The sequence below is a fragment of the Synechocystis sp. FACHB-908 genome (genome assembly GCF_014698595.1).
Lineage (GTDB): Bacteria > Cyanobacteriota > Cyanobacteriia > Cyanobacteriales > Microcystaceae > Synechocystis.
This window is the reverse complement of sequence record NZ_JACJTH010000023.1, coordinates 116340-138294: the sequence shown is the minus strand read 5'-3', so window position 1 is coordinate 138294 and position 21955 is coordinate 116340. Positions and strand designations below refer to the sequence as shown.

At 48.7% G+C, this 21955-nt stretch carries 26 protein-coding genes; 10 read left to right on the top strand and 16 right to left on the bottom strand.

Annotated elements, in window-relative coordinates; genetic code table 11:
* Nucleotides 1-19: 19 nt before the first annotated feature.
* Nucleotides 20-697: a deoxyribose-phosphate aldolase gene (gene deoC / locus H6G46_RS08400; RefSeq protein WP_010872293.1), complete on the bottom strand. Its 678-nt coding sequence runs from the start codon at nt 695-697 to the stop codon at nt 20-22.
* 51 nt (nt 698-748) lie between these two features.
* Nucleotides 749-3202, bottom strand: coding sequence for a GH116 family glycosyl hydrolase (locus H6G46_RS08395; protein WP_010872294.1), 2454 nt, complete (start codon nt 3200-3202; stop codon nt 749-751).
* Between the two features lie 198 nt (nt 3203-3400).
* On the opposite strand from H6G46_RS08395, the gene H6G46_RS08390 reads away from it, so the two are divergent.
* Nucleotides 3401-3625: a UPF0175 family protein gene (locus tag H6G46_RS08390; protein WP_020861646.1), complete on the top strand. Its 225-nt coding sequence runs from the start codon at nt 3401-3403 to the stop codon at nt 3623-3625.
* 12 nt (nt 3626-3637) lie between these two features.
* Here H6G46_RS08390 and H6G46_RS08385 read toward each other — a convergent pair whose 3' ends face one another.
* Nucleotides 3638-4420, bottom strand: a complete 783-nt coding sequence (locus H6G46_RS08385) for an Rpn family recombination-promoting nuclease/putative transposase (RefSeq protein WP_010872295.1) — start codon at nt 4418-4420, stop codon at nt 3638-3640.
* 188 nt (nt 4421-4608) lie between these two features.
* Here H6G46_RS08385 and H6G46_RS08380 point away from each other — a divergent pair, with 188 nt between their 5' ends.
* Together H6G46_RS08380 and H6G46_RS08375 are read left to right on the top strand one after the other, a co-directional pair.
* Nucleotides 4609-5358 (top strand): hypothetical protein, encoded by a 750-nt coding sequence (locus H6G46_RS08380; RefSeq protein WP_020861647.1) that lies wholly within the window; start codon nt 4609-4611, stop codon nt 5356-5358.
* 159 nt (nt 5359-5517) lie between these two features.
* Nucleotides 5518-5796 carry a hypothetical protein gene (locus tag H6G46_RS08375; RefSeq protein WP_020861648.1) on the top strand — a complete coding sequence of 93 codons (279 nt, stop codon included), beginning with the start codon at nt 5518-5520 and terminating at the stop codon, nt 5794-5796.
* Here the strand turns inward: H6G46_RS08375 and H6G46_RS08370 are convergent.
* Complete coding sequence (locus tag H6G46_RS08370) at nt 5769-5927, bottom strand: hypothetical protein (RefSeq protein WP_158299073.1); 159 nt, start codon at nt 5925-5927, stop codon at nt 5769-5771. The two genes, H6G46_RS08375 and H6G46_RS08370, sit on opposite strands and share 28 nt — an antisense overlap.
* Before the next feature lie 260 nt (nt 5928-6187).
* On the opposite strand from H6G46_RS08370, the gene H6G46_RS08365 reads away from it, so the two are divergent.
* A complete protein-coding gene (locus H6G46_RS08365) occupies nt 6188-6937 on the top strand; it encodes an NYN domain-containing protein (protein ID WP_010872297.1) in 750 nt (249 codons plus the stop codon).
* A 229-nt stretch (nt 6938-7166) separates the two neighbouring features.
* On the opposite strand, the gene H6G46_RS08360 is transcribed toward H6G46_RS08365, so the two are convergent.
* Nucleotides 7167-7403, bottom strand: a complete 237-nt coding sequence (locus H6G46_RS08360; RefSeq protein WP_020861649.1) for a CDGSH iron-sulfur domain-containing protein — start codon at nt 7401-7403, stop codon at nt 7167-7169.
* A 49-nt stretch (nt 7404-7452) separates the two neighbouring features.
* Nucleotides 7453-8151, bottom strand: coding sequence for a pirin family protein (locus tag H6G46_RS08355; protein WP_010872298.1), 699 nt, complete (start codon nt 8149-8151; stop codon nt 7453-7455).
* Between the two features lie 129 nt (nt 8152-8280).
* Here H6G46_RS08355 and H6G46_RS08350 point away from each other — a divergent pair, with 129 nt between their 5' ends.
* Nucleotides 8281-9168 carry a LysR family transcriptional regulator gene (locus H6G46_RS08350; RefSeq protein WP_010872299.1) on the top strand — a complete coding sequence of 296 codons (888 nt, stop codon included), beginning with the start codon at nt 8281-8283 and terminating at the stop codon, nt 9166-9168.
* On the opposite strand, the gene H6G46_RS08345 is transcribed toward H6G46_RS08350, so the two are convergent.
* From H6G46_RS08345 to H6G46_RS08310, 8 genes are all read right to left on the bottom strand, one after another.
* The gene (locus H6G46_RS08345) at nt 9156-11624 is read right to left on the bottom strand and encodes an endonuclease MutS2 (protein WP_010872300.1); all 2469 of its coding nucleotides are present in this window, start codon (nt 11622-11624) and stop codon (nt 9156-9158) included. The two genes, H6G46_RS08350 and H6G46_RS08345, sit on opposite strands and share 13 nt — an antisense overlap.
* A gap of 29 nt (nt 11625-11653) precedes the next feature.
* The gene (locus H6G46_RS08340; RefSeq protein WP_010872301.1) at nt 11654-12418 is read right to left on the bottom strand and encodes a PP2C family serine/threonine-protein phosphatase; all 765 of its coding nucleotides are present in this window, start codon (nt 12416-12418) and stop codon (nt 11654-11656) included.
* Between the two features lie 54 nt (nt 12419-12472).
* On the bottom strand, nt 12473-14230 hold the full coding sequence (locus H6G46_RS08335; protein WP_010872302.1) for an AarF/ABC1/UbiB kinase family protein: 1758 nt from the start codon (nt 14228-14230) through the stop codon (nt 12473-12475).
* A gap of 59 nt (nt 14231-14289) precedes the next feature.
* Nucleotides 14290-14472 carry a hypothetical protein gene (locus H6G46_RS08330; RefSeq protein ID WP_020861650.1) on the bottom strand — a complete coding sequence of 61 codons (183 nt, stop codon included), beginning with the start codon at nt 14470-14472 and terminating at the stop codon, nt 14290-14292.
* Between the two features lie 137 nt (nt 14473-14609).
* The gene (locus H6G46_RS08325; protein WP_010872303.1) at nt 14610-14927 is read right to left on the bottom strand and encodes a DUF6825 family protein; all 318 of its coding nucleotides are present in this window, start codon (nt 14925-14927) and stop codon (nt 14610-14612) included.
* A 9-nt stretch (nt 14928-14936) separates the two neighbouring features.
* A complete protein-coding gene (locus tag H6G46_RS08320) occupies nt 14937-15209 on the bottom strand; it encodes a hypothetical protein (RefSeq protein WP_010872304.1) in 273 nt (90 codons plus the stop codon).
* Between the two features lie 45 nt (nt 15210-15254).
* The gene (locus H6G46_RS08315; RefSeq protein WP_010872305.1) at nt 15255-15431 is read right to left on the bottom strand and encodes a hypothetical protein; all 177 of its coding nucleotides are present in this window, start codon (nt 15429-15431) and stop codon (nt 15255-15257) included.
* Between the two features lie 234 nt (nt 15432-15665).
* Nucleotides 15666-16640 carry an ABC transporter permease gene (locus tag H6G46_RS08310; RefSeq protein WP_041425951.1) on the bottom strand — a complete coding sequence of 325 codons (975 nt, stop codon included), beginning with the start codon at nt 16638-16640 and terminating at the stop codon, nt 15666-15668.
* 136 nt (nt 16641-16776) lie between these two features.
* Here H6G46_RS08310 and H6G46_RS08305 point away from each other — a divergent pair, with 136 nt between their 5' ends.
* Nucleotides 16777-17841, top strand: coding sequence for a D-alanine--D-alanine ligase family protein (locus H6G46_RS08305; protein WP_010872307.1), 1065 nt, complete (start codon nt 16777-16779; stop codon nt 17839-17841).
* An 86-nt stretch (nt 17842-17927) separates the two neighbouring features.
* Nucleotides 17928-18566 (top strand): exopolysaccharide biosynthesis protein, encoded by a 639-nt coding sequence (locus H6G46_RS08300; RefSeq protein WP_010872308.1) that lies wholly within the window; start codon nt 17928-17930, stop codon nt 18564-18566.
* A gap of 119 nt (nt 18567-18685) precedes the next feature.
* Here the strand turns inward: H6G46_RS08300 and clpS are convergent, their stop codons facing one another.
* Nucleotides 18686-18982, bottom strand: a complete 297-nt coding sequence (clpS, locus tag H6G46_RS08295) for an ATP-dependent Clp protease adapter ClpS (RefSeq protein WP_010872309.1) — start codon at nt 18980-18982, stop codon at nt 18686-18688.
* 107 nt (nt 18983-19089) lie between these two features.
* Here clpS and H6G46_RS08290 point away from each other — a divergent pair, with 107 nt between their 5' ends.
* A complete protein-coding gene (locus tag H6G46_RS08290) occupies nt 19090-19563 on the top strand; it encodes a hydrogenase maturation protease (RefSeq protein ID WP_010872310.1) in 474 nt (157 codons plus the stop codon).
* A 27-nt stretch (nt 19564-19590) separates the two neighbouring features.
* Here the strand turns inward: H6G46_RS08290 and rpsF are convergent, their stop codons facing one another.
* Nucleotides 19591-19932 (bottom strand): 30S ribosomal protein S6, encoded by a 342-nt coding sequence (gene rpsF, locus H6G46_RS08285; RefSeq protein ID WP_010872311.1) that lies wholly within the window; start codon nt 19930-19932, stop codon nt 19591-19593.
* A 304-nt stretch (nt 19933-20236) separates the two neighbouring features.
* Here rpsF and H6G46_RS08280 point away from each other — a divergent pair, with 304 nt between their 5' ends.
* Nucleotides 20237-21067 carry a fumarylacetoacetate hydrolase family protein gene (locus H6G46_RS08280; RefSeq protein WP_010872312.1) on the top strand — a complete coding sequence of 277 codons (831 nt, stop codon included), beginning with the start codon at nt 20237-20239 and terminating at the stop codon, nt 21065-21067.
* A 52-nt stretch (nt 21068-21119) separates the two neighbouring features.
* On the top strand, nt 21120-21938 hold the full coding sequence (locus tag H6G46_RS08275; protein WP_010872313.1) for a HEAT repeat domain-containing protein: 819 nt from the start codon (nt 21120-21122) through the stop codon (nt 21936-21938).
* The last annotated feature ends 17 nt before the right edge of the window (nt 21939-21955 follow it).

The following is a 21955-nucleotide window of genomic DNA, read 5'->3' as shown; positions in this document are numbered from 1 at the left end:
TAGTTTTAGTTTGGTTTGGCTAACCTTGTTCCCACAATTGTTGTTGCTGCTGAATCAATTCCACTCCCCGGGAAGTGCCCAAGCGGGTGGCGCCGGCCTCGATTAATGCTATGGCTTGCTCCACTGTGCGAATCCCTCCGGATGCTTTAATCCCCACCCGTCCTTGACTGATTTGATGTAACAACCGCACATCGGCAACGGTGGCCCCCTTGCCCCAGCCGGTGCTGGTTTTAAGGTATTGCACCCCTGCATCCAAACAAATTTCCGCTGCTAATCTTTTTTCCGATTCCGTGAGCCGGCCCATTTCCAAAATGGCTTTCACTGTTAGCCCTGTGGCTTCCACAATGGGGGCAATGTCGTTATAAACGGCTTCCGTATTACCGTCTTTTAATAATCCCAGATTAATTACCACATCCAATTCGGTGGCCCCCAATTCCGCTGCTTCCTGGGCCTCATAAAGTTTACTGCCGCTGGTGCTAGCTCCGGAGGGAAAACCAATTACCGCACAAATTTCCACTTTTTTCCCCCTCAACAATTCCACGGCTTGGGATAAAGCGCTGGGATAAACACACACCGCAACAAATTTATGGTGTAGGGCTTGGGCGCAGCAAGTGGCGATCGCCTCACGGGTGGTGGCGGGGTCTAGGGCAGCGTGGTCAATGTAGGGAGCAAGGTCAAACTGACGGGATTTTTCCATGGGATGAAATGGCAAGGACAGGGGCAATTACTCGACTTTTTCCTGGGGATTTCAATAAAAATCGCTAGTGGGTACCTCGTCATCGGCGGGAGCAATGGGTAAATTGCTAAAACCCTCTAGCAAGCCGTACACAGCCCAGATTGCCATGGCCCGCAGATAATGACTCGCCCGGAAAGTACCCACCGCAGTGATTGCCTCTGGAGTGCGGAACTGTAAACCATTGTTATACACCTGATTAACCACCGTCTCTGTCATTTTTAAAGCTTCTTCTTTCATGCCCATTTGGATCAAAAAGGCCGCTAAACCGAAGTTAATCCCCGTCCAAACTTCCAAGGGATGGGTATCGTTGGGATTTTGGGGGGAACCGTCGGGTAAAAGACCATTGGCGGCTCCCAGTTCACCATGGGCAAATTTGAGGAAACAGGTGTCGTACACCTTGGCTAAAGCCTTTTCAGCGTAATGGTGCTCCACCACATCCGGCAGATTCAATAACCGGGCATAAAATTGCCCACACAGTTGATCCGCCATCACCACCTTGGAACCGCTTTGACTATCTAGGTTGTAGTATTCCCCATTCCAAAGGGTGTCTTGGTACAAACTACGGGCTTGGGCTAACCAAGTTTCATACCTGGCGATCGCCGTTTGGATTTCCATAGCATCTAGATCCGTTTGTTGGGGGGGGTTTTCCAGCAGATATTGCCCCATCACCAAAGCCGCCTCTAGGGCCGCAATCCATAGCCCACCACAGTAGGCACTAATACCCTGCAAGCGCCAATCGTCAAAGGTTTGATCCGGTGCGCCGGAATTTTCGGGAATACCATCGTTATCAAGATCAAATCCTTTCAGATAATCCAACGCCGCCACAATGCTGGGCCAACATTCCCCCAAAAATTCCCCATCCGCATCGGGTAAAAGTAAAAAGTCTCGATAGACCAATAAAACAAAGTCACTGCCCAAATCCTTCCAGAGGTTACAGTCCTGGTAAGCAGTGTAATTACTCCTTTCCCAAGGATGCTCGTTGGGAGCCCCCAGATCGTGGGGAGTGGCATTTTTCACTTTGCGGGGAGCGAGGGAAAGGTTATAGCCAATTACCCGTTCCTTGGGATCTTCCGTGGGAATGGCTCGGGCAAACGCCAACATCACCGCCTGCTCCAACTTAGGCCAATGCATCAATAGCCCAAAGGAGCCGTAAAGCCGCACATCTAAGCTTTCATACCAGCGGTAGTCCATGCATTCACAGACCCCAAACTGCCCGACTGGGTCGTTTTCCGTCGCCGCTGTCCACAGGGTTCCCCCCTGGGTTAACAGGTATAACTCATTAAAGAGGGACATTTTGAGCCAATCCGGTAAACGGGGATTTTCCAGAATGGGAGCCTGCCAAGCTTCAATTTTTTTCCGCCAGGTATCGCTATGTTTCAACGCCGTGCGGATCATGGACCAAACATTTTTGCCATTGCGGCCGTAGAAATCCGTATAGCGGCGGTAATAGGTCACCCCCTGGGCAAATTCCGTAATGGGCAAATCCCACGCCAGTAGGAAGGGAATTTTCTTCGTTTTTCCTGGTCGCACAGTGAAGCGTAAACAGATAGCTCCCGCAATTTGTTCCCCCGGTTCCGCCGCCGTTTCATCCTGGATATCCGGTAGGGAGCCATTGCCCGCAAACCAATCCCACACATCTGCCCCATCCCCACTGGGATTCCAACGGTTATGGTAAAACACTTCTACGCTGGGATTACTAACGCTGGCGATGCACATTTGCCCTTCCCCTTCCCGGAGGGCTTCGTGGGGTTGTACCCGATTAAATAAACAACCAACCCGGAAACCATCCTGGATCCATTGGTTAAAATTCCCTGTACTGTCGCCCCAGCGGGGTTGGTATTCATACTCTGGGCTACCATCGTCCCGCAATTTGACAGTGGGGGATTTGATGGCATTGGTGAACCAGCCAACGCTGTTCTGCCAGGTGAGCATAATGCTCAGGGTGATGGGTTTATCGGTGGGATTATGGACAGTCCAATCAAAAACCGCCAGGGGATAGCTACTTTCCTGGTAGTTGCCGCCCCACACTGGGGAAAACTGTTCACAAATTAATTCACTTTTAAAAACGTCTTTATATTCGTACCAACTGCGGGGATAGAGGGCGCTGTATTCTCCCTTTTCTTTGGGGTACCATTGCCAACGGTCCAAACTGCCATCTTCAGGGGCTTCCGTTGCCATGGCATAGGCTTTGGCTTCTTCCCCTGCCACCTGTTCGTAAACACTAAATTGACAAGCAGGCAAATTTTTAAAAATGTGGTTGCCCCCGTCCAAATGCCACAGGTTAAATTTCCCCGTTGGCGATCGCCCAATGCAACCGGCTCCAAACCCCCCTAGGGGCATACCATGGTCCGGGCCATCGTCAAGGTTACTGGCGTAGCGTACAGTGTAGGGCTTTTCCCAATCCTTACCAATGGATCGTTGCCAAGCGCAGGCAGGAATTTCAGGTTTCTGGACTAACAGGGACATTGGCGGCAGGGGCTGTGGATTGGTTAGTTAACTGTCTGCATCATGGTAATCGAACCGGGAATATGGGGGAAGGGACAGCGATTAGGATAGACTCAGTTCTTGCCATGGATAGTCGTTCAATCCCTGTTTTTGTTAGCCCGAGTCAAATAAACCACAGACCTAAACCCTAAAATGGGCTTGTTATCGAGAAATTAAGCTGTGAGCGTTATTGTCCCTGAAGATATTTTGACGGCAACCCCCATGACTGAAGCTGAAATGCGCCAGGAAATTGCCATTATGCTTTTTCAGAGAGAAAAATTGACCCTGGCCGAAGCCAGTCGCTTTGCGGAGATGCATAGAGTTCCATTCCACCATCAACTTTCTAGGTTCCCCATTGAAAAGGCGATCGCCAAAAGATCAGTCAAGTCATATTCCGGCGAATGACCATTTCAGCCCTTAATTATTTTGGTTAGCAACGAATTTATTAACCAGTTCAACATCAATATCTAACTCCTTGGCAATTTCGGCAATTGTAAGACCTAATTTCTTCAACAGGGGTATGGTTTCTAGTTTCGCCTCCAGCCTACCTTCTAGTTTGCCGGCAATTTTACCCTCCTCTAAAATTTCTTGATAGACAGCGGATTCTTTCATAATTTCACTCCTTAAAATTGTCTTGATCAGCTCAGGGGCCAACAGAATCCCTCCAAAAACAGAGGTTGCTGCCATGAGATTTGCCTTAACCCGATTATCCTCAATCTGTTCCAATGCAGTCGCCACTTCCCTCAATTTTAATGTAGGGTCAGAGGTCTGCGTCAATACCGCTAGGGGTAATAACCCTGGACTTTGGAGAAATGTCTCCGATGGTTGCTCCCAAAGCCGAATCGCTTGATAACGGTGTAAAGTCTCCCCCACCTGAAAACTATCCTGATAAACTAAATCATTGTTACTACGTTTCAGGTAGATGACAAATTGGTGCATAGTCTTCTGGGGGAAACGACGATAAACCCTTACCCGATAGTCCAACATCCGAAAGCCCATGGTGGGGTCAGGCTCCGTTTGGAATTCCAGATGCAACACCAAGTCTTCCGATTGCTCCAAAATCAGGGAGTCAGCCCGAATTGGCTCCAGGGAAAGTTCCGTCGGACTCAGCTTAGTCAATTTAATGGGTCGTCCCAGTAACCAGGCGGCATAGTCTTCGGAAAAGGATTCGGCCAGAAATTTGCACAGATTGTCAAACATACCCGAATTTTACGATCGCCAATGGTTGGAACGAATTAAACTAGCAAGTAAACAAAGTTCTTATTTTCCCCATCTTGACCAAGTCAGATAGAGGAGTTAGTTATTTAAGTCCAATTTGGATAATTGTTACTAAATTTAATGTTTAACCACCAATAATTATAGTACAAAAATGACTTGAGATGATAACTATGAATTTTAAACTGGAACAAGCGTTGGCTATGGTATTTATCATCGCCCCGCCCCTGGCGAGCACCAACCATCTATTAGCTAGTTCACCCAGTTATTATCCCCCAGCACAAACCCTGGTAGCCCAAGGTAATCAAGCAGAAATGGCCTATGCACAAATGGATCAATCCATGACCAATGCCATGGGGGAAATTGTGCCCTTTTTGACACTGCTTAGTGAGATGGAAAACGTCCAAACTGATGAGCAATTACTGGCGTTGGCCCAACAGCTATATCCCATGGCTAATCGTATTACTAATAACTTTAGCCAAGCTTATCAAGCGGGGGAAGTGCTGTTACCAATGTTGCCAGCCGGTTCCATGGAGACTCAATATTTGAGCACAGTGGTTGCCATTAACGGTTTAGGGTCTCTGGCTTTTTCCCCTTGGCAAGAAATTCTTGGCCAGATTCAACAGGCCTATCAGGCAGAAAATACCGCCATCCTACAAGCGGCGATCGCCAAAGTACCACCAGCCATTAACAAATTAGCTGAGTTTGGGGGACAGCTCCAGTCCGTATTTCAGCAGGGGCAACAAATCCAAGCATCCCAAGCTTCAGCTTCTTCTAACATGTCTCCAGAGTATTATCAGCGGATGTCTGACATCTACCGCATGGGTCATGAAACTAGCATGGGAATTTTGAACAATATACGCTCTGATGGTGAATGGCATTACAACTATAGTACCGGCAGAGATGAATACCAGTATTACTAAAGGTGGATAAACCAGTCCCCAGCAGTAAATTTTTGCCGAGCATCAAGTTTTGATAGCGCTCAGGAAATACCTTGGCCATAGAACTCGTTGGACGTCCTTCCACTAGATGAGGTCATTCCATAGAAAGTGCTTGAAGAGTTTTAGGCAAGCCTTTGAAGGATGAGATGGCGTTGCCAACATCCCACGGGGTTAGCTAGCAGAGCGTCAGAGAAAACTCACTACTTCAACACCAAAGGAAAAACCCTCAACCTTGCTTGCGGGGAATTTGGGGAATTTAATGATGGTTGCCCCTTGTGTGCCGCTTGGAGTTTATCTGTCATGGCGATCGCCAAAAGTTTTTGCCAGTTACTGGTGGGAGGCAAAGTTAAAGCCCGTCTTTCTGTGAAGTCTATATTTGATGGCACCGTGGATTACCACCGTGCATTGGGGATGTTGTAGGCGATCGCCGAATCATCGACGCATTCCGCCAGAAATACTGCCCCAAAACCACCAGTACCCAGTAAAGACTGCAGGACATACCGCCCGCCTAGGCACTTTTGCTCTAAACTTCTCCAGGACGACAAAAACATAGGCTTTCAGTGTAAACAGGCAAAGGTACTATGTAAAACTATGCCCTCCTGAAGACCATCATAGGTTCGCCCACCAAAAGCGAATATAAAGATTAGTAAAGAAAATTACTTTGCCAACCCCAACATCCGGCGATAATGCAAGCTTCAGCGAAAAGCAAGAGATTCTAGAAGAGATTAGAGCAATTTCAAGATAATTCCATTAATTGCTTGACTATTATTAGAGTTAGAATTCTTAGTTAATCGTCCCTTTTTGGAGAAGTATGCCGCAATCGGAATCAAACATTGCCCTGCTAATTGATGCGGATAATGCCCCAGCGTCCAAAATTGAGGCGATCGTATCGGAAATTGCCAAATATGGAGTAGCCAATATTCGTAAAGCCTATGGCAATTGGAAAAGCCCTAACCTAAAAGCCTGGGAAGAATGTTTACATGAGTATGCCATTCGTCCCGTGCAACAGTTTGATTACACCAAGGGTAAAAATGCCACCGATGCCGCCATGATTATTGATGCCATGGATTTGCTCTACACCCAACGGTTGGACGCCTTTGCCATTGTGTCAAGTGATTGTGACTTTACCCCTTTAGTAATGCGGATTTTGACCAATGGACTAAAAGTTTATGGCTTTGGGGAGAAAAAAACTCCCTTGCCTTTTGTCTATGCTTGTTCGACATTTTTATACTTGGAAAGTATTGATCAAATTGAAAACTCTGAAGGGGCGACCCAAAGTTCCACTAGTGTTAAGAAAACTGGGAAGGAATTGAAACAAGACGCAAAATTAATTAGTTTACTTAGGAGTGCCATTTCCAGCACCATTGACGACGATGGCTGGTCAAGCTTAGCTGAAATTGGCGGCCACATCAAAAACCAAGCATCCTTTGATTCCCGCAACTACGGCTATGCCAAGCTAAGTAGTTTATTTGAGGCGATTGATTTGTTTGAAATTGAGCGTAAAAACAGGGCAATTTACGTTAGGAATAGACAAAAAAAGTCCGCCACATCTAAGTCCTAGTTCTGGGCTGCACTATAGCTGAAAGATTTCAATACTCTACTAGAACGAAACTAGCTGCAGTTCTCAATCTAGGCCTATAAAAATTGGCCAGTATAGCCGGTATTCGGATAGCCACAATTACTTAATAGGGTACATCTTCTACTGGCAAAGTTAATTACAATAGCAGAAGATGCACCAACGAATTTAGTGGCTATGGCTTTTTATCTGTTTATCTGTCATTGATAAATTGCTAAAGTTTGGCGTGGGCACCATCACAGAAGGGGGGATTATCGGTGTGCTTACAAAGACACAGGGCTACCTTTTGTGATTTCTCTAGGGTGAACTTTTGTGGGGTAAACCCCGTACCTTTATGTTTGCCATCACAGAAAGGTTGGTTGGTGGAATTGCCGCAGGCACACCAATAATAGTCTCCGGCTTCAAGCTCCATAACCATGGGTTTTGTATCGGCAATGGTTGGTTCAGTCATTATTTTCTCCTCTCAGGATATTGGTAAAAATTGGGTAAAATCGACAACACTAAGGTAGGTCAAATAGTAGAAATTCCGTTGCTTCCCCCTGGCCGGTACAGGTGATGGCTTGCTCTTCGTTAATGCCTGCTCCGTCTCCGGTTTTCAGGGTTTTTCCATTCAATGTCAGATTGCCTCGGATAATCTGTAGCCAGGCTCTACGGTTAGATAGGCTGTAGCTGACTGTTTCCCCTTGCCCCAGAACGGAAGCATAAATGCAAGCATCTTGGTGGATAGTAACGGAACCATTCCGACCATCGGGGGATGCCACTAGCCTTAATTGTCCCTGTTTGTCTTCCGGGGAGAAAAACTTTTGCTCATAACTGGGTTCTACCCCAAATTGATTGGGAGTGATCCAAATTTGCAACAGATGAACGGGTTGATCGGGGGAGGGATTAAATTCGCTGTGGAGGATGCCGGTGCCCGCACTCATGCGTTGCACATCCCCAGGACGAATAATTGAACCATTGCCGATACTATCTTTGTGTTCCAGTTCTCCCTCCAGGACGTAGGTGACAATTTCCATATCTTTGTGACCATGGGTGGCAAAACCCTGACCAGGGGCAATGTAGTCTTCATTAATGACCCGCAGATTGGAGAAATTCATGTGGGCGGGGTCATAGTAATGGGAAAAGGAAAAGCTGAAATAACTATCTAGCCAGTCGAGTTTGCCATGACCCCGGGCTTCGGAGGGGCGGAGTGTGATCATGATGACCTCCGTTATTTTTGTCGGTTGAGGTTTGTGACCTTGGTTCCCATTCTAGTTTGCATCCCCAATAAAGACAATATAGTATTTTAAGCACAGATTGCATCCAAAATAGGGACAATAGGAATATCAATGGACAAACTTGAAAGTATTTACGCCTTTACCCAAGTTGTGCGGGAGGGCAGTTTTGCGGCGGCGGCGCGGAAAATGAATCTGGGGCGATCAACGGTGAATAAGATGGTGATTGCCCTAGAAAATGAGCTTAAAGTACAGCTTCTCCACCGCAGTACCCGTAAAGTGACCCCCACCCCCACAGGGATAGCCTTTTATGAAAAATCGGTGCAAATTTTGGCAGATTTAGAGGAAGCAGAATTGTCAGTGTCCCAACTCCATGGGGAACCGAAGGGTCTGTTGCGAGTTAATGCACCCATGACCTTTGGCACCATGTACATTGCGCCGCTGGTGGCGAAGTTTATGGCTTTACATTCCCAAGTGGAAGTGCAGTTAACTCTGGAGGATCGATTTGTGGACGCGATCGCCGAGGGTTACGATTTATTGATTCGCATTGCCCAACCGCTGGAATCGGCTAGTTTGATCTGTCAACCTTTATTTCAGACTAAGTTACTACTCTGTGCGTCACCGGAATATTTAGCTGTACGGGGAATGCCCCAAGCTCTCGAGGATTTACAGCGCCACAATTGCTTACTTTATGGTTATTCCAGTGGGGGGAGTCAGTGGCAATTTCTCGGTCAAGCAGGGGAAAAAGTTATATCTGTTAGTGGCAATTTTTGCTCCAATAATGGGGAAGCTTTGGCGATCGCCGTGGCCCAGGGTTTGGGGATTGCGTTATTGCCCCAATTTATTGTCCAACCCTATTTAGAGGCAGGAAAAATGCAAATCATCTTGCCGGACTATTGCCTACGGGAATTAACTGTTTCCCTGATTTATCCGGTTAACCGCCACCTGGCCACTAAAGTTAAACTCTTTACGGAGTTTCTCCAAGACCATTACCGCAAATAAGCAATGGTTACCCCAGCTCCCCCGTCATTTTGGGGCGCTAGGGCATAACTTTTTACCAAGGGATGGTGGGACAAATATTCCTGCACTCCTTGGCGTAATTTTCCCGTACCTTTGCCATGGATAATCCATAACACCCCGGCATCTAAAGCTTGATTAAGGGCTTTTTCCAAGCGGGATTCGGCCCGCTCTAGGCGATCGCCGCGGCAGTCCAACGTATTTTTTTCTGTCCGCACTAGCACCGGCGGGGATTTAGCTTCAGTTGCTGGAGGCTCGGCTTTAACTTTTTTCGGCACAGGTTCCGACTTAGGAGGCGGCTCCACCTTTTTGCCGTTTAGGGATTCAATGTCCGCCATGGGCACCGTCATTTTCATCAAACCTAGGGTGACGTTAACAGTTTGGGCAGTGGCATTGACCTGGGTCACTTCGGCGGTTTGGCCAAAACTAGGAATACGAATACGTTCCCCCACTGTGGGCTGGTAACCAATTGGTTTAGGGGCAACTTTTGCTTTTTGTTCAGCCTGAATCTGTCCGAGAATCTCCGTCGCCTGCTGAGCCTTTTGAGCGCTAGGTTTACCCCGTTGCAGTTGGCGGATAACTTTGGCAATTTCTTCCTTGGCGGCGGCGATCGCCTGTTGCACTTCCTGGTCTTGATAAGACTTTAATTCCCTTTCCCTCGCCTGCAGACTGGCCGCTTTTTGGGAAACCTGTTGGTAAAAAATTTCCGTTTCCTGGAGTAGCTTTTGTGCATTGGCTGCCTTTTGTTCCTGTTCCCGTCGCTGACTCTCCAACCCCGCAATGACTTGGTTAATGTCTTCGGAAAAACCGCCTAATTTATCCTTAGCCTGTTCAACTATGGCTAGGGGCAAACCTAAACGTTGGGCGATCGCCAGGGCGTTGGAACGGCCAGGAATCCCCCAAAGCAAACGGTAGGTGGGGCTGAGACTTTGGTCATCAAATTCCACTGAGGCATTTTCAAACCGGGCATCCTGGTATTTCAGCGCCTTCAATTCCCCATAATGGGTGGTGGCCACCGTTAAACAGGGCTGGTCTGCTAAATGACGCAATAGGGCGATCGCCAGGGCACTACCCTCGGTAGGATCGGTGCCGGCCCCTACTTCGTCCAGCAAGACTAAAGATGGAAAAATTGGATGGTTGGGAGAATCAATTTCCGGGTCCAATACATCCTGAACTCCAGAGGGCAAAGCCTGCAAAATGCGGATAATGCGGCAAATATGCCCCGAAAAGGTGGAAAGATTTTGTTGTAAAGACTGTTCATCGCCAATATCCGCTAATATCTGGGCAAACCAGGGCATTTCCACTGTTTCCTTAGCAGGAATGTATAACCCCACTTTGGCCATCAAGGCCACCAAACCCAGAGTTTTGAGGGTAACGGTTTTGCCGCCCGTATTGGGTCCAGTAATGGCAATGACTCGAATTTGAGAATCAATGGTTAACGTGATGGGAACCACAGCGGGCCCCCCTTCTTTTTCTGCCTGCCAATGGAGCAGGGGATGGCGCAATTGTCGTAACGTAATCGGCTTTTCATCTCCTGGGGTCAACCATTGGGGAGGATGGGCCCCCAACCAAAAGCTATAGCGTACTCTGGCCGTGGCCAAATCCAAGCGGGTGGCGATCGCCAACAGATGTTCCAAATCCAGCAGAACTTCTAAAACTTGATCACTCAGTTGTCGCAGAATCCGTTCTTCTTCCGTTTGCTCCTGACGACGGGCTTGCCGCAGTTTATTGCCCAATTCCACAATGGCTTGGGGCTCCACATACAGGGTGTTACCACTGGCGGAACTATCATGGACAATGCCGGGCATCTGTTCTTTGTAACCCGCTTTGATGGGTAAAACAAATCTGTCCCCCCGTTGGGTAATTACTGCTTCCTGGAGGGCATTGCTTTGGCGTTGAATGATTTTTTGTAGCTTTTGCTGGATTTGCTCCCGTACAGCCTTTAATTTTTGGCGAATTTCCCCCAATTTGGGGCTAGCCCGCTCGGCCACTTTGCCATCTTCCCCTAGGCAATGGTGGATGGCCTGTTCCAATTCCGGTAGGGTTCTTACTTCCGCCACCAAGGTTTGCAAAATTTCCAGGTCATCCCGTTCTTCGATGACCCGCCGCAATCTCCTTACCCCTGCTAACGTGCCGGCGATCGCCAACAGTTCCAGCCCCGTAACCAAACCGCCCCGTTCTACCCGGGCCAAAGGTTCAGTAATGTCGGCAATACCTTTAAAATGCCAATTACTTTCCGGAGAATTTTCAATCGATTCCACCGCCTGGGTTTGGGCTAGCAATTCCCGACTTTCTTCCCACTGGGAAGGGGGCAATAAGTAGCGGGCGGCGATCGCCCCTAAGGGAGTTTGGGTAAAAGTGGACAAATGCTGACAAAGCCTGGGCCACTCCAACAGGGCCAAGGTCTCTTCCGCAATGGTTAAATTGGTGGAATCACTCACTCTTTATGTCTTCGCGCATACTAAATCTATTAACTGTCCTGGTTATCCTCAGAAAAATCCACAAGCACTATGGTGATGTTGTCCGAGCCGCCGGCATTTTTGGCTTCTTCAATTAATTGGACAGCCTGATCATCACAATTCCCCTGACCAGTGAGGATTTTTTCAATTAAATTATCGGGCACTTCCTCCGTTAAGCCATCGCTACACATCATAAAGGTGTCTCCCGGTTGGGCATCTAGAGCTTCCACCTCGATAAAATTCAAATCCTGCCGCCCCAAACATTGAAACAGCACATGGCGCCAGGGGTGGACCTTAGCCTGGGCCGGGTCAATGTCCCCCATTTTCAAGGCCCTGGCCACCCAGGTATGGTCCTCCGTCACCCGCTCCAATTGCTGATTTCGTAAACGATATAGGCGAGAATCCCCCACATGGGCCCGCCAAGCACCATCTTCCCGAAAGGCGATTAACACTGCGGTGGTACCCATATCCCGCCGTTCCAGGTTAATTTTTTGATCCTCAAGAATACCTTCATTGGCATCCATTAGTGCATCCCTCAGCAATTGTTCCGAGGTAATCTCCGATTGCCAGTAGGTGTCCAGGTAATCCCGTACCCTTTCCACTGCAATCCGACTGGCCTCTTCTCCTCCGGCGTGCCCCCCCATACCATCGGCGACAATGTAAAATCGTCCCTCTGGATCAAGGTAAAAACTATCCTGATTGTACTGACGAACTAGACCGGGATCCGTCTTTCCCGTGGAACTACAACTAACAACTGATAAATTCACTTCTGTCACAGGCCTTAGAAAATTGGGTTAGTTTTTAGTGGGCAGAGAGAGAGTGCTTGTCTTTTAAAACATCCGGTCCTGTCTTTCCAAACGTTTTAATAATCGCCAGAGGGCAAAGGCTGGCACCAATGACATTAATAATACAACCGCCGCCGCCATAAAATAATTATTTACAAACAATAGCGTGGCTGATAGGACCAAAGCACAGGTAAATAAAACATAGTTGGTGCCCATTTGCATAGTACCCATCCGTCGCAAAAGTCGATCAGTTTCCGTTGATCTAACCCGAACTCGGATATCTCCCCGGTCTAAACGGTCAAGGCTGTCTTCAATGCGCCGGGGTAGCCCCAAGGCACTATTACCCACCTGCACCGCCTGGCGACCTAGTTCATCCATAATGTTACCGGCGGGGTTAAAACCATTGGAATTGTTCATAATTTGTAAAGCGAAGGGTTGGGCCACAGCCATGAAATTGAAATCCGGATCTAACCCTTTTCCCACCCCCTCCAGGGTCGAAAAAGCCCGCATCACAAAGGTAAAAGTTGCCGGAAAACGGAAAGGTTGATCGTAGGCAATCTCGTAAAGGTCGTCACTAATTTTGGTAATGGACTGTTCTTCAAAGGGTTTATCCATGAAGTTATCCAACAAAAATTGCACCGATCGCCGGATAGGGCCCATATCTTCCGTTTCCTTCAGGGCTCCCAGGGCCACCAGGGAATTGACAATGCGCTCGGCATTTTTTTCCGCTACCCCGAATAGGGTATCCATGAGTTTATTTTTCGTGTCCGGGGTAATTTCCCCCATCATGCCAAAGTCATAGAAAATTAATTCCCCTGCTTCCGGGCTGACGGCCAAATTACCAGGGTGGGGATCGGCATGGAAAAAGCCATGGTTCAGCAGTTGGAACAAGTATGCTCGGGCCCCCAGTTGGGCCAACTCTTTTCGTTCTAACCCCGCCGCTTCTAGGGCATCGTAGTGGCTGATTTTAATGCCGGGCAAATATTCCAACGTCAAAATTTGGGTGGAGGTGTAGCGCCAATAAACCCGGGGCACCTTAACCCAATCTTCCCCCCGGAAGTTACGCCGAAAGGTATCGGCACTGCGTCCTTCCCGGAGATAATCCGTTTCCTGCCAGAGGATTTTGCAACATTCCTCGTAAATGCCGTTCCAGTCCCGGCCCCGGCCCCATTTGGGATGGTTTTGGAAATATTGGGCAATTTTTTTCAGGATGGCCAGGTCAATGGTAAACAGTTTTTTTAACCCTGGCCGTTGCACTTTCACCACCACATCTTCGCCGGTGTGCAACTGAGCTTTGTGCACTTGGCCCAAGCTAGCTGCTGCTAAAGGGACGGGGTCAAAACTACGATACAGTTTGGCGATCGGTTTACCTAATTCCTCTTCAATGATGCCGGCGGCCTGTTCGTAGCTAAAGGCGGGCACCTCATCTTGAAGCTTGGACAGTTCCTCCACATATTCCGCTGGAAACAAATCGGAACGGGTGGAAAATAACTGTCCCACTTTAATGAAGGTAGGACCAAGGCTAAGCAAATTTTCTCGAATCCATTTGGCTTGACGCCGCCGCCGTTGCTGGAGTTTTTCTTCCGTGTAACCTCCGGCATAGCTCCACTTTTTGCCGTTTAACCAGAATTGGTACAGCAATGTCAACACAAAGCCCCAAATATCGATGCGCCGCCGGGTGATGGAATAGTTACCCCGATTCCAGCGATACCGACCCTCCGCTTCTAGGGGCGATCGCCGTTGGGGGGGCAGAGATTCAGAATAGGAATTTGTGGGCTCAAGCTTAGTGGATAGGGCAGACACACTGATACAAAGAAAGGACTAAAGGAAATAATACGGAATGGGAAGATAGGGAATTAAATTTATGAAGTAGGGGTTTCTTCGTGTTTTTTTTCAGGATGGACATTAGGGATTACATAGGTGCGACCGCTGATAGCCTCTCTTCTTTTTGTGTCTTCGTACATTGCCTGTAAATCGTGGTTAAAAGACTTAGAGTAAGCACGACGAAGTTTATGAATTTTTTCAACGATTTCATCCTTAAACATGGCTAGTCTCCTAAAAGTTCATAGGGCGTAAACAGTATCGGTAATTTGAATCCAAAATCAAACTCTGACTAGGTCTAGCAGTTAGATATTCAAAAATACTGGTTTTTAGGTAAACAGTTTCAGCCATGAAAGTTCGGTTAACCCTGGTTATCCCGGTAGTTTTTCAACTCGGATTTGAGGCTAGCAATTTCTGCCCGCAGTTTATCCAATGTTTCCTGCAACTCATCCGCACTAACCGGGCCATCCACCGTGGCGATCGCCGCCCCCTCCTGGGTGACATCATTGGCCGCGCGGGATTGCACCTCGGCAATGAATTGACGTAGGTTTTCCCGTTGTTCCGCATCAAACTTGCCCAACTCACTCAGGGCATTGGTTACGCCGTCTTCTACCTTTTCGCTGAGGACTTCGGCAAAGGCGCGGCCGAGAAAAAAGGCCTGGAGGACTTGGTTTTGCATGGACTTTTTTTATGGTTGCATTTGTAAAGAATTATAACGTGCCCCACCATGATTCTCATCCTCCCCCTGGGAATCTAAATTCCAGCCGGCTTGGGGAGGGAAACTTTGCTCAGAACGGAACAGACCACCACTGTCCTGGGGCTCCGTGGGCACCGACGGGTCTGCCACTACCCTGGGGGGAGCCGACCGTAGAGCCATGCCAAAGCCCATGCCCGCCGCCAACATAATGCCCGCTGTGAACACAAGAGTTTGTCCCAGGGGATGGGGAGCTAAAATGCGCATACGTATGAAGTTAACTGTTTGCTAACTGTAGAATAAAAGGCCAGCCTAGGCATCGGGGAAGGTATTTTCAAAATCTTCGATCAAGTCGTCTAATTCCGCCAGAGCTTGGGAAACGTCCAGGGAAAGGATGCCCAGGTTAGGTTGCTCCGCCAGGTCTTCGAGGAATTTACGCTTTTGTTTGATGGTCAGGATGCGTTCTTGCAACGTGGTTTTATCCAGCATGGTGATTAAGGAAAATTAGGAGTTCACTTTTGAGTTATAGCCCTTTTCAGCCGGGCTAACAATGGCACAATCTACAACGCCAGCAAAATTTTAAGGGTTTGCTTAACCGGGAGTTTGGCCATCAAGAAGGCAAATTAATGGACTCGAAGACTCAGTCCATCGAATGTCTGACCATCACCAAGGGCCTCTTCGGTAGACATAATGGGAATTTCTAATCATGGCAACGCTTCTCCATTACCAACGAATGCGGGGGTCCACCAGTTGGTAAATCAAATCCGCCAAACTACTGAAAAAGACAATTAAAACGGCATAAAGAAAAGTGACCGCCATCACCACGGGGGTGTCACTGCGATAAATGGATTCAATTAACAAAGCTCCAATGCCTGGTACTCGGAAAACCTGCTCAGTTACTAAAGCTCCGGTGAAAATGGTGGGTACATCCAGGGCAATAAGGGTGATTAGGGGCAAAGAAGCATTTTTTAAAAGATGGTTTTTCAACATTCCCCAGGTGCCTAAACCTTTGGCATAGGCGGTGCGAATGTAATTTTGGGGCAACTCTTCCAACGCGGCGGAACGGACAAAGCGTAGAATTACCGCCGATTGATAGAACACTAACACCCCCACTGGCATCAATAGTTGACGGATTTGGGTTCCCAAACTAGCCATGCTATCCACCGTCAGAGTGCTGTCGTAAATGAAGGGTAACCACCTCAACTGCACACTAAAAATTAGGATGAACAGTAACCCGGTCAAAAAAGTGGGCAGGGAAAAGCCCATTAAACTGATGCCACTGATTAACGGTTCCCACCACCGTCCCCGGTACAATGCCGCTGTCACTCCCAAAGGAATGGCGATCGCCAAACTGATCAGGTAGGCCGTGCCCATTAACCACAACGTTGTCGGTAGCCTTTGACCAATCAAATCAATTACGGGACTACGGCTGGTGAAGGAATAACCCAAATCCCCCTGCAAAAGACTCCATAACCATTTTAGGTAACGGATGGGTAACGCTTGGTCCAGCCCCAAACTGCGGCGCAAATTGTCCCGCACTTCCTGGGAAATGGAGGGGTTAGTGGCCAATTCCCCCAAAGGATTGCCCGGGGCGAGGGCTAACAAACTAAAAATCACTAAACTAATGCCCAACAAGGTGATGACGGCGATCGCCAAACGTTTACAGATCAGGCCAACGGCAGGGGGCAAGGGGGACATGGGCATAGATAACAGTGGGACGCACCAAGGCAATTAAGCACAAAAAGGGGAATTTTTTCTGTAACTGACAGCTTAAACTTTTGTGATAGGCTATGCGAGATAAACCGATCTAAGCTTAATTTTTCAGGGGATTGCCATGCGTGTGGGGCTGTTATTTGGTGGGTGTTCTGGGGAGCATGAAGTCTCGATCAAATCCGCCCAGGCGATCGCCAAAGCATTGGCCAGCGACGATAACCAAACCAAATATCAAGTAAGCCCTTTTTATATTCAAAAAAATGGCGTTTGGCTGGGGCCAGACGTTTCTCAACAGGTTTTGGACCAGGGAGTTCCCTGGGGGGATCAGCCCGTTACGGCCGGACAACGGTGGCAGTTTCCCCCCGAAGCGGCCCGAATGGAGGTGTGGTTTCCCATTTTGCACGGCCCCAACGGTGAAGATGGCACAGTGCAGGGGTTATTTAGTTTGATGCAAGTGCCCTATGTGGGCAGTGGCGTGCTGGGTTCCTGTGTGGGCATGGATAAATTGGCGATGAAAATGGTCTTTGAACGGGCAGGGTTGCCCCAGGTCAATTACATGGGGGTAGAACGGGGGGAAATTTGGTCTAATCCCTGTGTTTTTCCGGCTTTGTGCGAAAAAATTGAAGCCCAGGTGGGCTATCCCTGTTTCGTTAAACCGGCCAACTTAGGCTCCTCCGTGGGCATTGCCAAAGTGCGGAACCGTAGTGAATTGGAAGCAGCCCTAGACAACGCCGCCAGTTACGATCGCCGCATCATTGTCGAAGCGGGTTTAACGGATATTAGGGAAGTGGAATGTGCGGTGCTGGGCAACGAAAATCCCCAAGCTTCCGTGGTGGGGGAAATCACCTACGACAGCGACTTTTACGATTACGAAACCAAATACACCGATGGCCGCTCCCAAATGCATATCCCCGCCAACTTACCTAAAGCTGTGGTGAACCAGATCCAGACCATGGCCATTCAAGCTTTTAAAGCTGTGGATGCGGCGGGCTTAGGACGATTGGACTTTTTCTATCAACCGACTACGGGGCAGATTGTCATCAACGAAATTAACACCCTGCCTGGTTTCACCGCCTTTAGTATGTATCCCGAACTGTGGCGAGCTTCTGGGGTAGAATTTCCTAGCTTAGTGGATCGATTATTACAGTTGGCATTGGACTACCATGGCCGTCCCGGTCACCAATAAGTGCTTGCTGGTGATCCATCGGAATCACCGATAATCTCCGCTGAAACGCTAAATTTTTCACTCCCAAGGCTTTATTCCCTATCCATATGGCCCGTTTGTCCCAGGAATTGCAGGATTATTTCTTTAAGGAAGACCGTGGCCCGACGGTGAACCTGGCCCAGGTTTTGGCGATCGCCAAGGAGAAAATTTTTGGCATTGTTCTAGTAATTCTTTCCCTCCCTTCGGCTTTACCGATCCCGGCCCCCGGTTATTCCACCCCCTTTGGCGTACTAATTTTTCTGGTGGCAATTCAATTGATGGCTGGTCGTCAGGAGCTCTGGTTACCCCTCTCCTGGCAAAGCAAAACCATTAAAACCAGCAAGGCCCAAGGCATTGTCAAAGCTGGTTTACCCTGGTTGAAAAGACTAGAGGCGATCGCCCACCCCCGCTTCCCCCTCGTTTGTCAAAGTCGCCTGGGCAAAATTCTCATGGGTATTACCGTTGGCTCCATGGCCATTTCCATGATGATTCCCATTCCTGGCACCAACACCCTGCCGGCCATGAGTATTTTCATCACTGGTTTTGGTCTCCAGGAGGATGATGGCTTAATTACCGGAGCAGGGATGATTTTTTCCGTTTTAATTGGCGTCCTGATGGTTTCTGTGATTTACGTTTTCTTCAACGGCGGTATTACCATCATTGACATTCTTAAAGATTGGCTCAAAGTCCAGTTTGGCGGGGCTTAAATCCTTAATCTGAGAGTTTTTTGTCTAGTCTTGCTTCAAAAGAGTTGTTGTCCAAACCTTTAGTAAACCGGGTAAACTCTTGCGGGTTTTACTGGCTAAGCCTATTTTCCAGATACGTTTTAAGCCTTTTCTAGGGGAGCCATGGTCAAACCTTCCCGCCGTAGTTGTTGATGGTACAATTCCGCCTGCTCCTGGGGCCCCACCCAAACAATGGCTAAGCCGTCGAAGTGGACTTGATTAGTTAATTCCCAAGCCCGATCGCCGGTCATGCCGGGGATGTATTTAAGCAAGCAATCGGACACATGCTGAAACGTGTTGAAATCGTCGTTGAGGACAATTACTTTAAAGTTGGGATAGGTTTTGCGGACTGTGCTAGTTAGGCGATCGGGGGTGCTGGTGGCGGCGTTGCTAATCACGACAGTAATCCGGTTGCTTGAAGACTATAGCCAAATTTTATCCCGATACCCTAATCGAGTTTTAGTAGGTTTCCCCTAAATTACCCCAGCTGGTTAACGAAAATTGAATGCCAGGCCAATCCACCAAGTCCACTTTAATCATCGGTTACGGCAATACCCTGCGGGGGGACGACGGCGTGGGGCGTTACCTAGCGGAAGAAATTGCTCAGCAAAACTGGCCCCATTGTGGAGTTATTTCCACCCATCAACTCACCCCAGAATTGGCCGAGGCGATCGCCGCTGTGGACCGGGTAATTTTCATTGATGCCCAACTGCAGGAATCAGCAAACGAACCATCGGTGGAAGTTGTGGCCTTAAAAACCCTGGAACCCAACGAACTGTCAGGGGATTTGGGGCACCGGGGTAATCCCAGGGAACTCTTGACCCTGGCTAAAATTCTCTACGGCGTTGAGGTAAAGGCTTGGTGGGTGTTGATTCCGGCCTTCACCTTTGATTATGGAGAGAAATTGTCTCCCCTGACCGCCCGGGCCCAAGCCGAAGCCTTAGCCCAGATCCGCCCCTTGGTATTGGGGGAGAGATAAAGCCAAGGGAAACTCAAAATTGAAAAGTTAGGCTTCTACGGCCACAGCTTTAGCTTTTTTCTCTTTTTCAGGCTTTTCGGGGGTGAGCTTAATGCTCAAAAAGCGCATCACATTATCGTTAAGACGCATATCCCGTTCAATTAAAGCAATCTGCTGGCCTTCACCGTTGAAGTTGAACAAAACATAAATGCCATCGTTAAAGCGACGGATTTGGTAAGCTAGACGGCGTTTACCCCAAACCTTCACCGATACTTCTTCGGCGGCATTGTTGGTCAAAAATTCTTGGTATTTGGTAACTTCTTGGCTAACCCGTTCTTCATTCAGGTCGGGACGGAGAATTACCATCAGTTCGTAACTATTCACAAGCACATGACTCCTTATGGACTTTAGGGCTTAAACTCAGGCAGGCGCAGCAACCATCATCGTCTGGGCTAGTTCAGTTGCCATGGAAGACACTGTTATTCGCTAAAACCATGACTAGCTGACACCAAAGTTTGAGTAAAAGCAAGGATCTTTTATCATACTCGTTAGGGTGGCCGGGGAGCTAGGGGTTAATCCCATAGTCGAACCTTTACCAAAAGCCTGTCCATGGACTGCAATACCCCTCTGACTCTAAACTTTGGGCAATGTTGGATGGGTTACCGTCCCCTTGATCACTTTCTTTAACACCACCATGGTCCAACGTTACGTTCGTATCCAGGCTGACTCTGGCACCGTCCATTATGGTTTGTTCCAATTGGATCACAGTGTGATTTTGCTAAGTGCGGCGCCTTGGTTGGGGGGCCAAGCCCTAGATGTTGCCGTTAGTGAAGGGGATTATCGGTTACTAGCTCCCTGTGAACCTTCTAAAATCGTGGCGGTGGGACGCAATTACCGGGCCCATGCGGCGGAATTGGGTAACGATGTGCCGGCGGAACCCCTCTTATTTTTTAAACCTCCTTCGGCGATCGCCGCTGACCAGGAAGAAATTGTTTATCCGTCCCAGTCCCAACGGGTGGACTACGAAGGGGAATTGGCAGTCATTATTGGCAAACAAGTAAAAGATATTACTGAAGAAGAAGCGGCCAGCGCCATTTGGGGCTACACCATTGCCAACGATATTACGGCTAGGGATTTGCAGCGGCAGGATTCCCAATGGACGCGGGCCAAGGGCTTTGACGGTTTTTGTCCCCTGGGGCCCTGGGTAGTACGTCACATCGACCCAGAGGCCCATTTGGAAACCACCGTTAATGATGAGGAAACTCCCCGGCAAGCCACGGCCATCAGCGATATGGTTTTTACTCCCCCGGTATTAGTGAGCTACATTTCCCGAGTGATGACCCTCTACCCTGGCGATGTAATTTTGACTGGTACTCCGGAAGGCATTAGTGCCCTCCAAGTGGGAGACAAAGTGGAGGTGGAAATTGAAGGCATTGGTAATTTAACTAATACAATCATCGCGCCTCCCCTAACGGCCCCGGAGTTAGCGGAAACGGTGGAGTTGGAAGTCGAAGCAGATAATTGATCTTAATTTCCGCCTCTGCTGTGCCTTATTGACCGAGATTTTTCCCTTGCCCATGAGTGAACCTAACCTCAACCCCGCCTATACCCTCGACCAGGCGATCGCCAATTTGCAACAAACAGAAGATGCCAGTGCCCGTTACTATGCGGCCTGGTGGATTGGTCGTTTTCGCGCTGCTCAACCGGAAACCATTGCTGCTTTGTTGGTCGCCTTGGAAGATGAAACTGATCGCTCCCCGGACGGTGGTTATCCCCTGCGGCGTAATGCGGCTAAAGCGTTGGGAAAATTAGGCGATCGCCAAGTGGTGCCGGCCCTAATCAAAGCCTTGGAATGTGAAGATTACTATGTGCGAGAGTCAGCGGCCCAGGCGCTGGAAGGTTTGGGGGATGCTAGAGCGATGGCACCTCTAATGGCCAAGTTAACGGGGGGATTAGCAGCGGCCCAGCTTGTGGAGGGTAAACCCCATTTAGCCCAACCCTACGAAGCGATTATTGAAGCCCTGGGTACTCTCCAAGCTGTGGAGTCCATTGGTTTAATTGAACCGTTTCTAGAGCATTTTTCCCCGAAAGTCCAATACGCCGCCGCCAGGGCCCTATTTCAGTTAACTGGGGATAACCGTTACGGCGACCTTCTCATTACTGCTCTGGGGGGGACAGACTTACAATTACGCCGTTCCGCCATGATGGATTTGGGAGCCACTGGCTACTTGCCCGGCGCCCAGGCGATCGCCAAAGCCTTTGCAGAAAATAGCCTCAAGTTGATCGCCCTGCGAGATTTGTGGGCCACCCATCGCCAAAGGCAAGCAAGTTCTGAATCGAAGGCGCTCAGTCCAGCTAGCCGACAAATATTGGAATTAATGGATAGTTTACTCTGAAATAATTGGAAATTTAC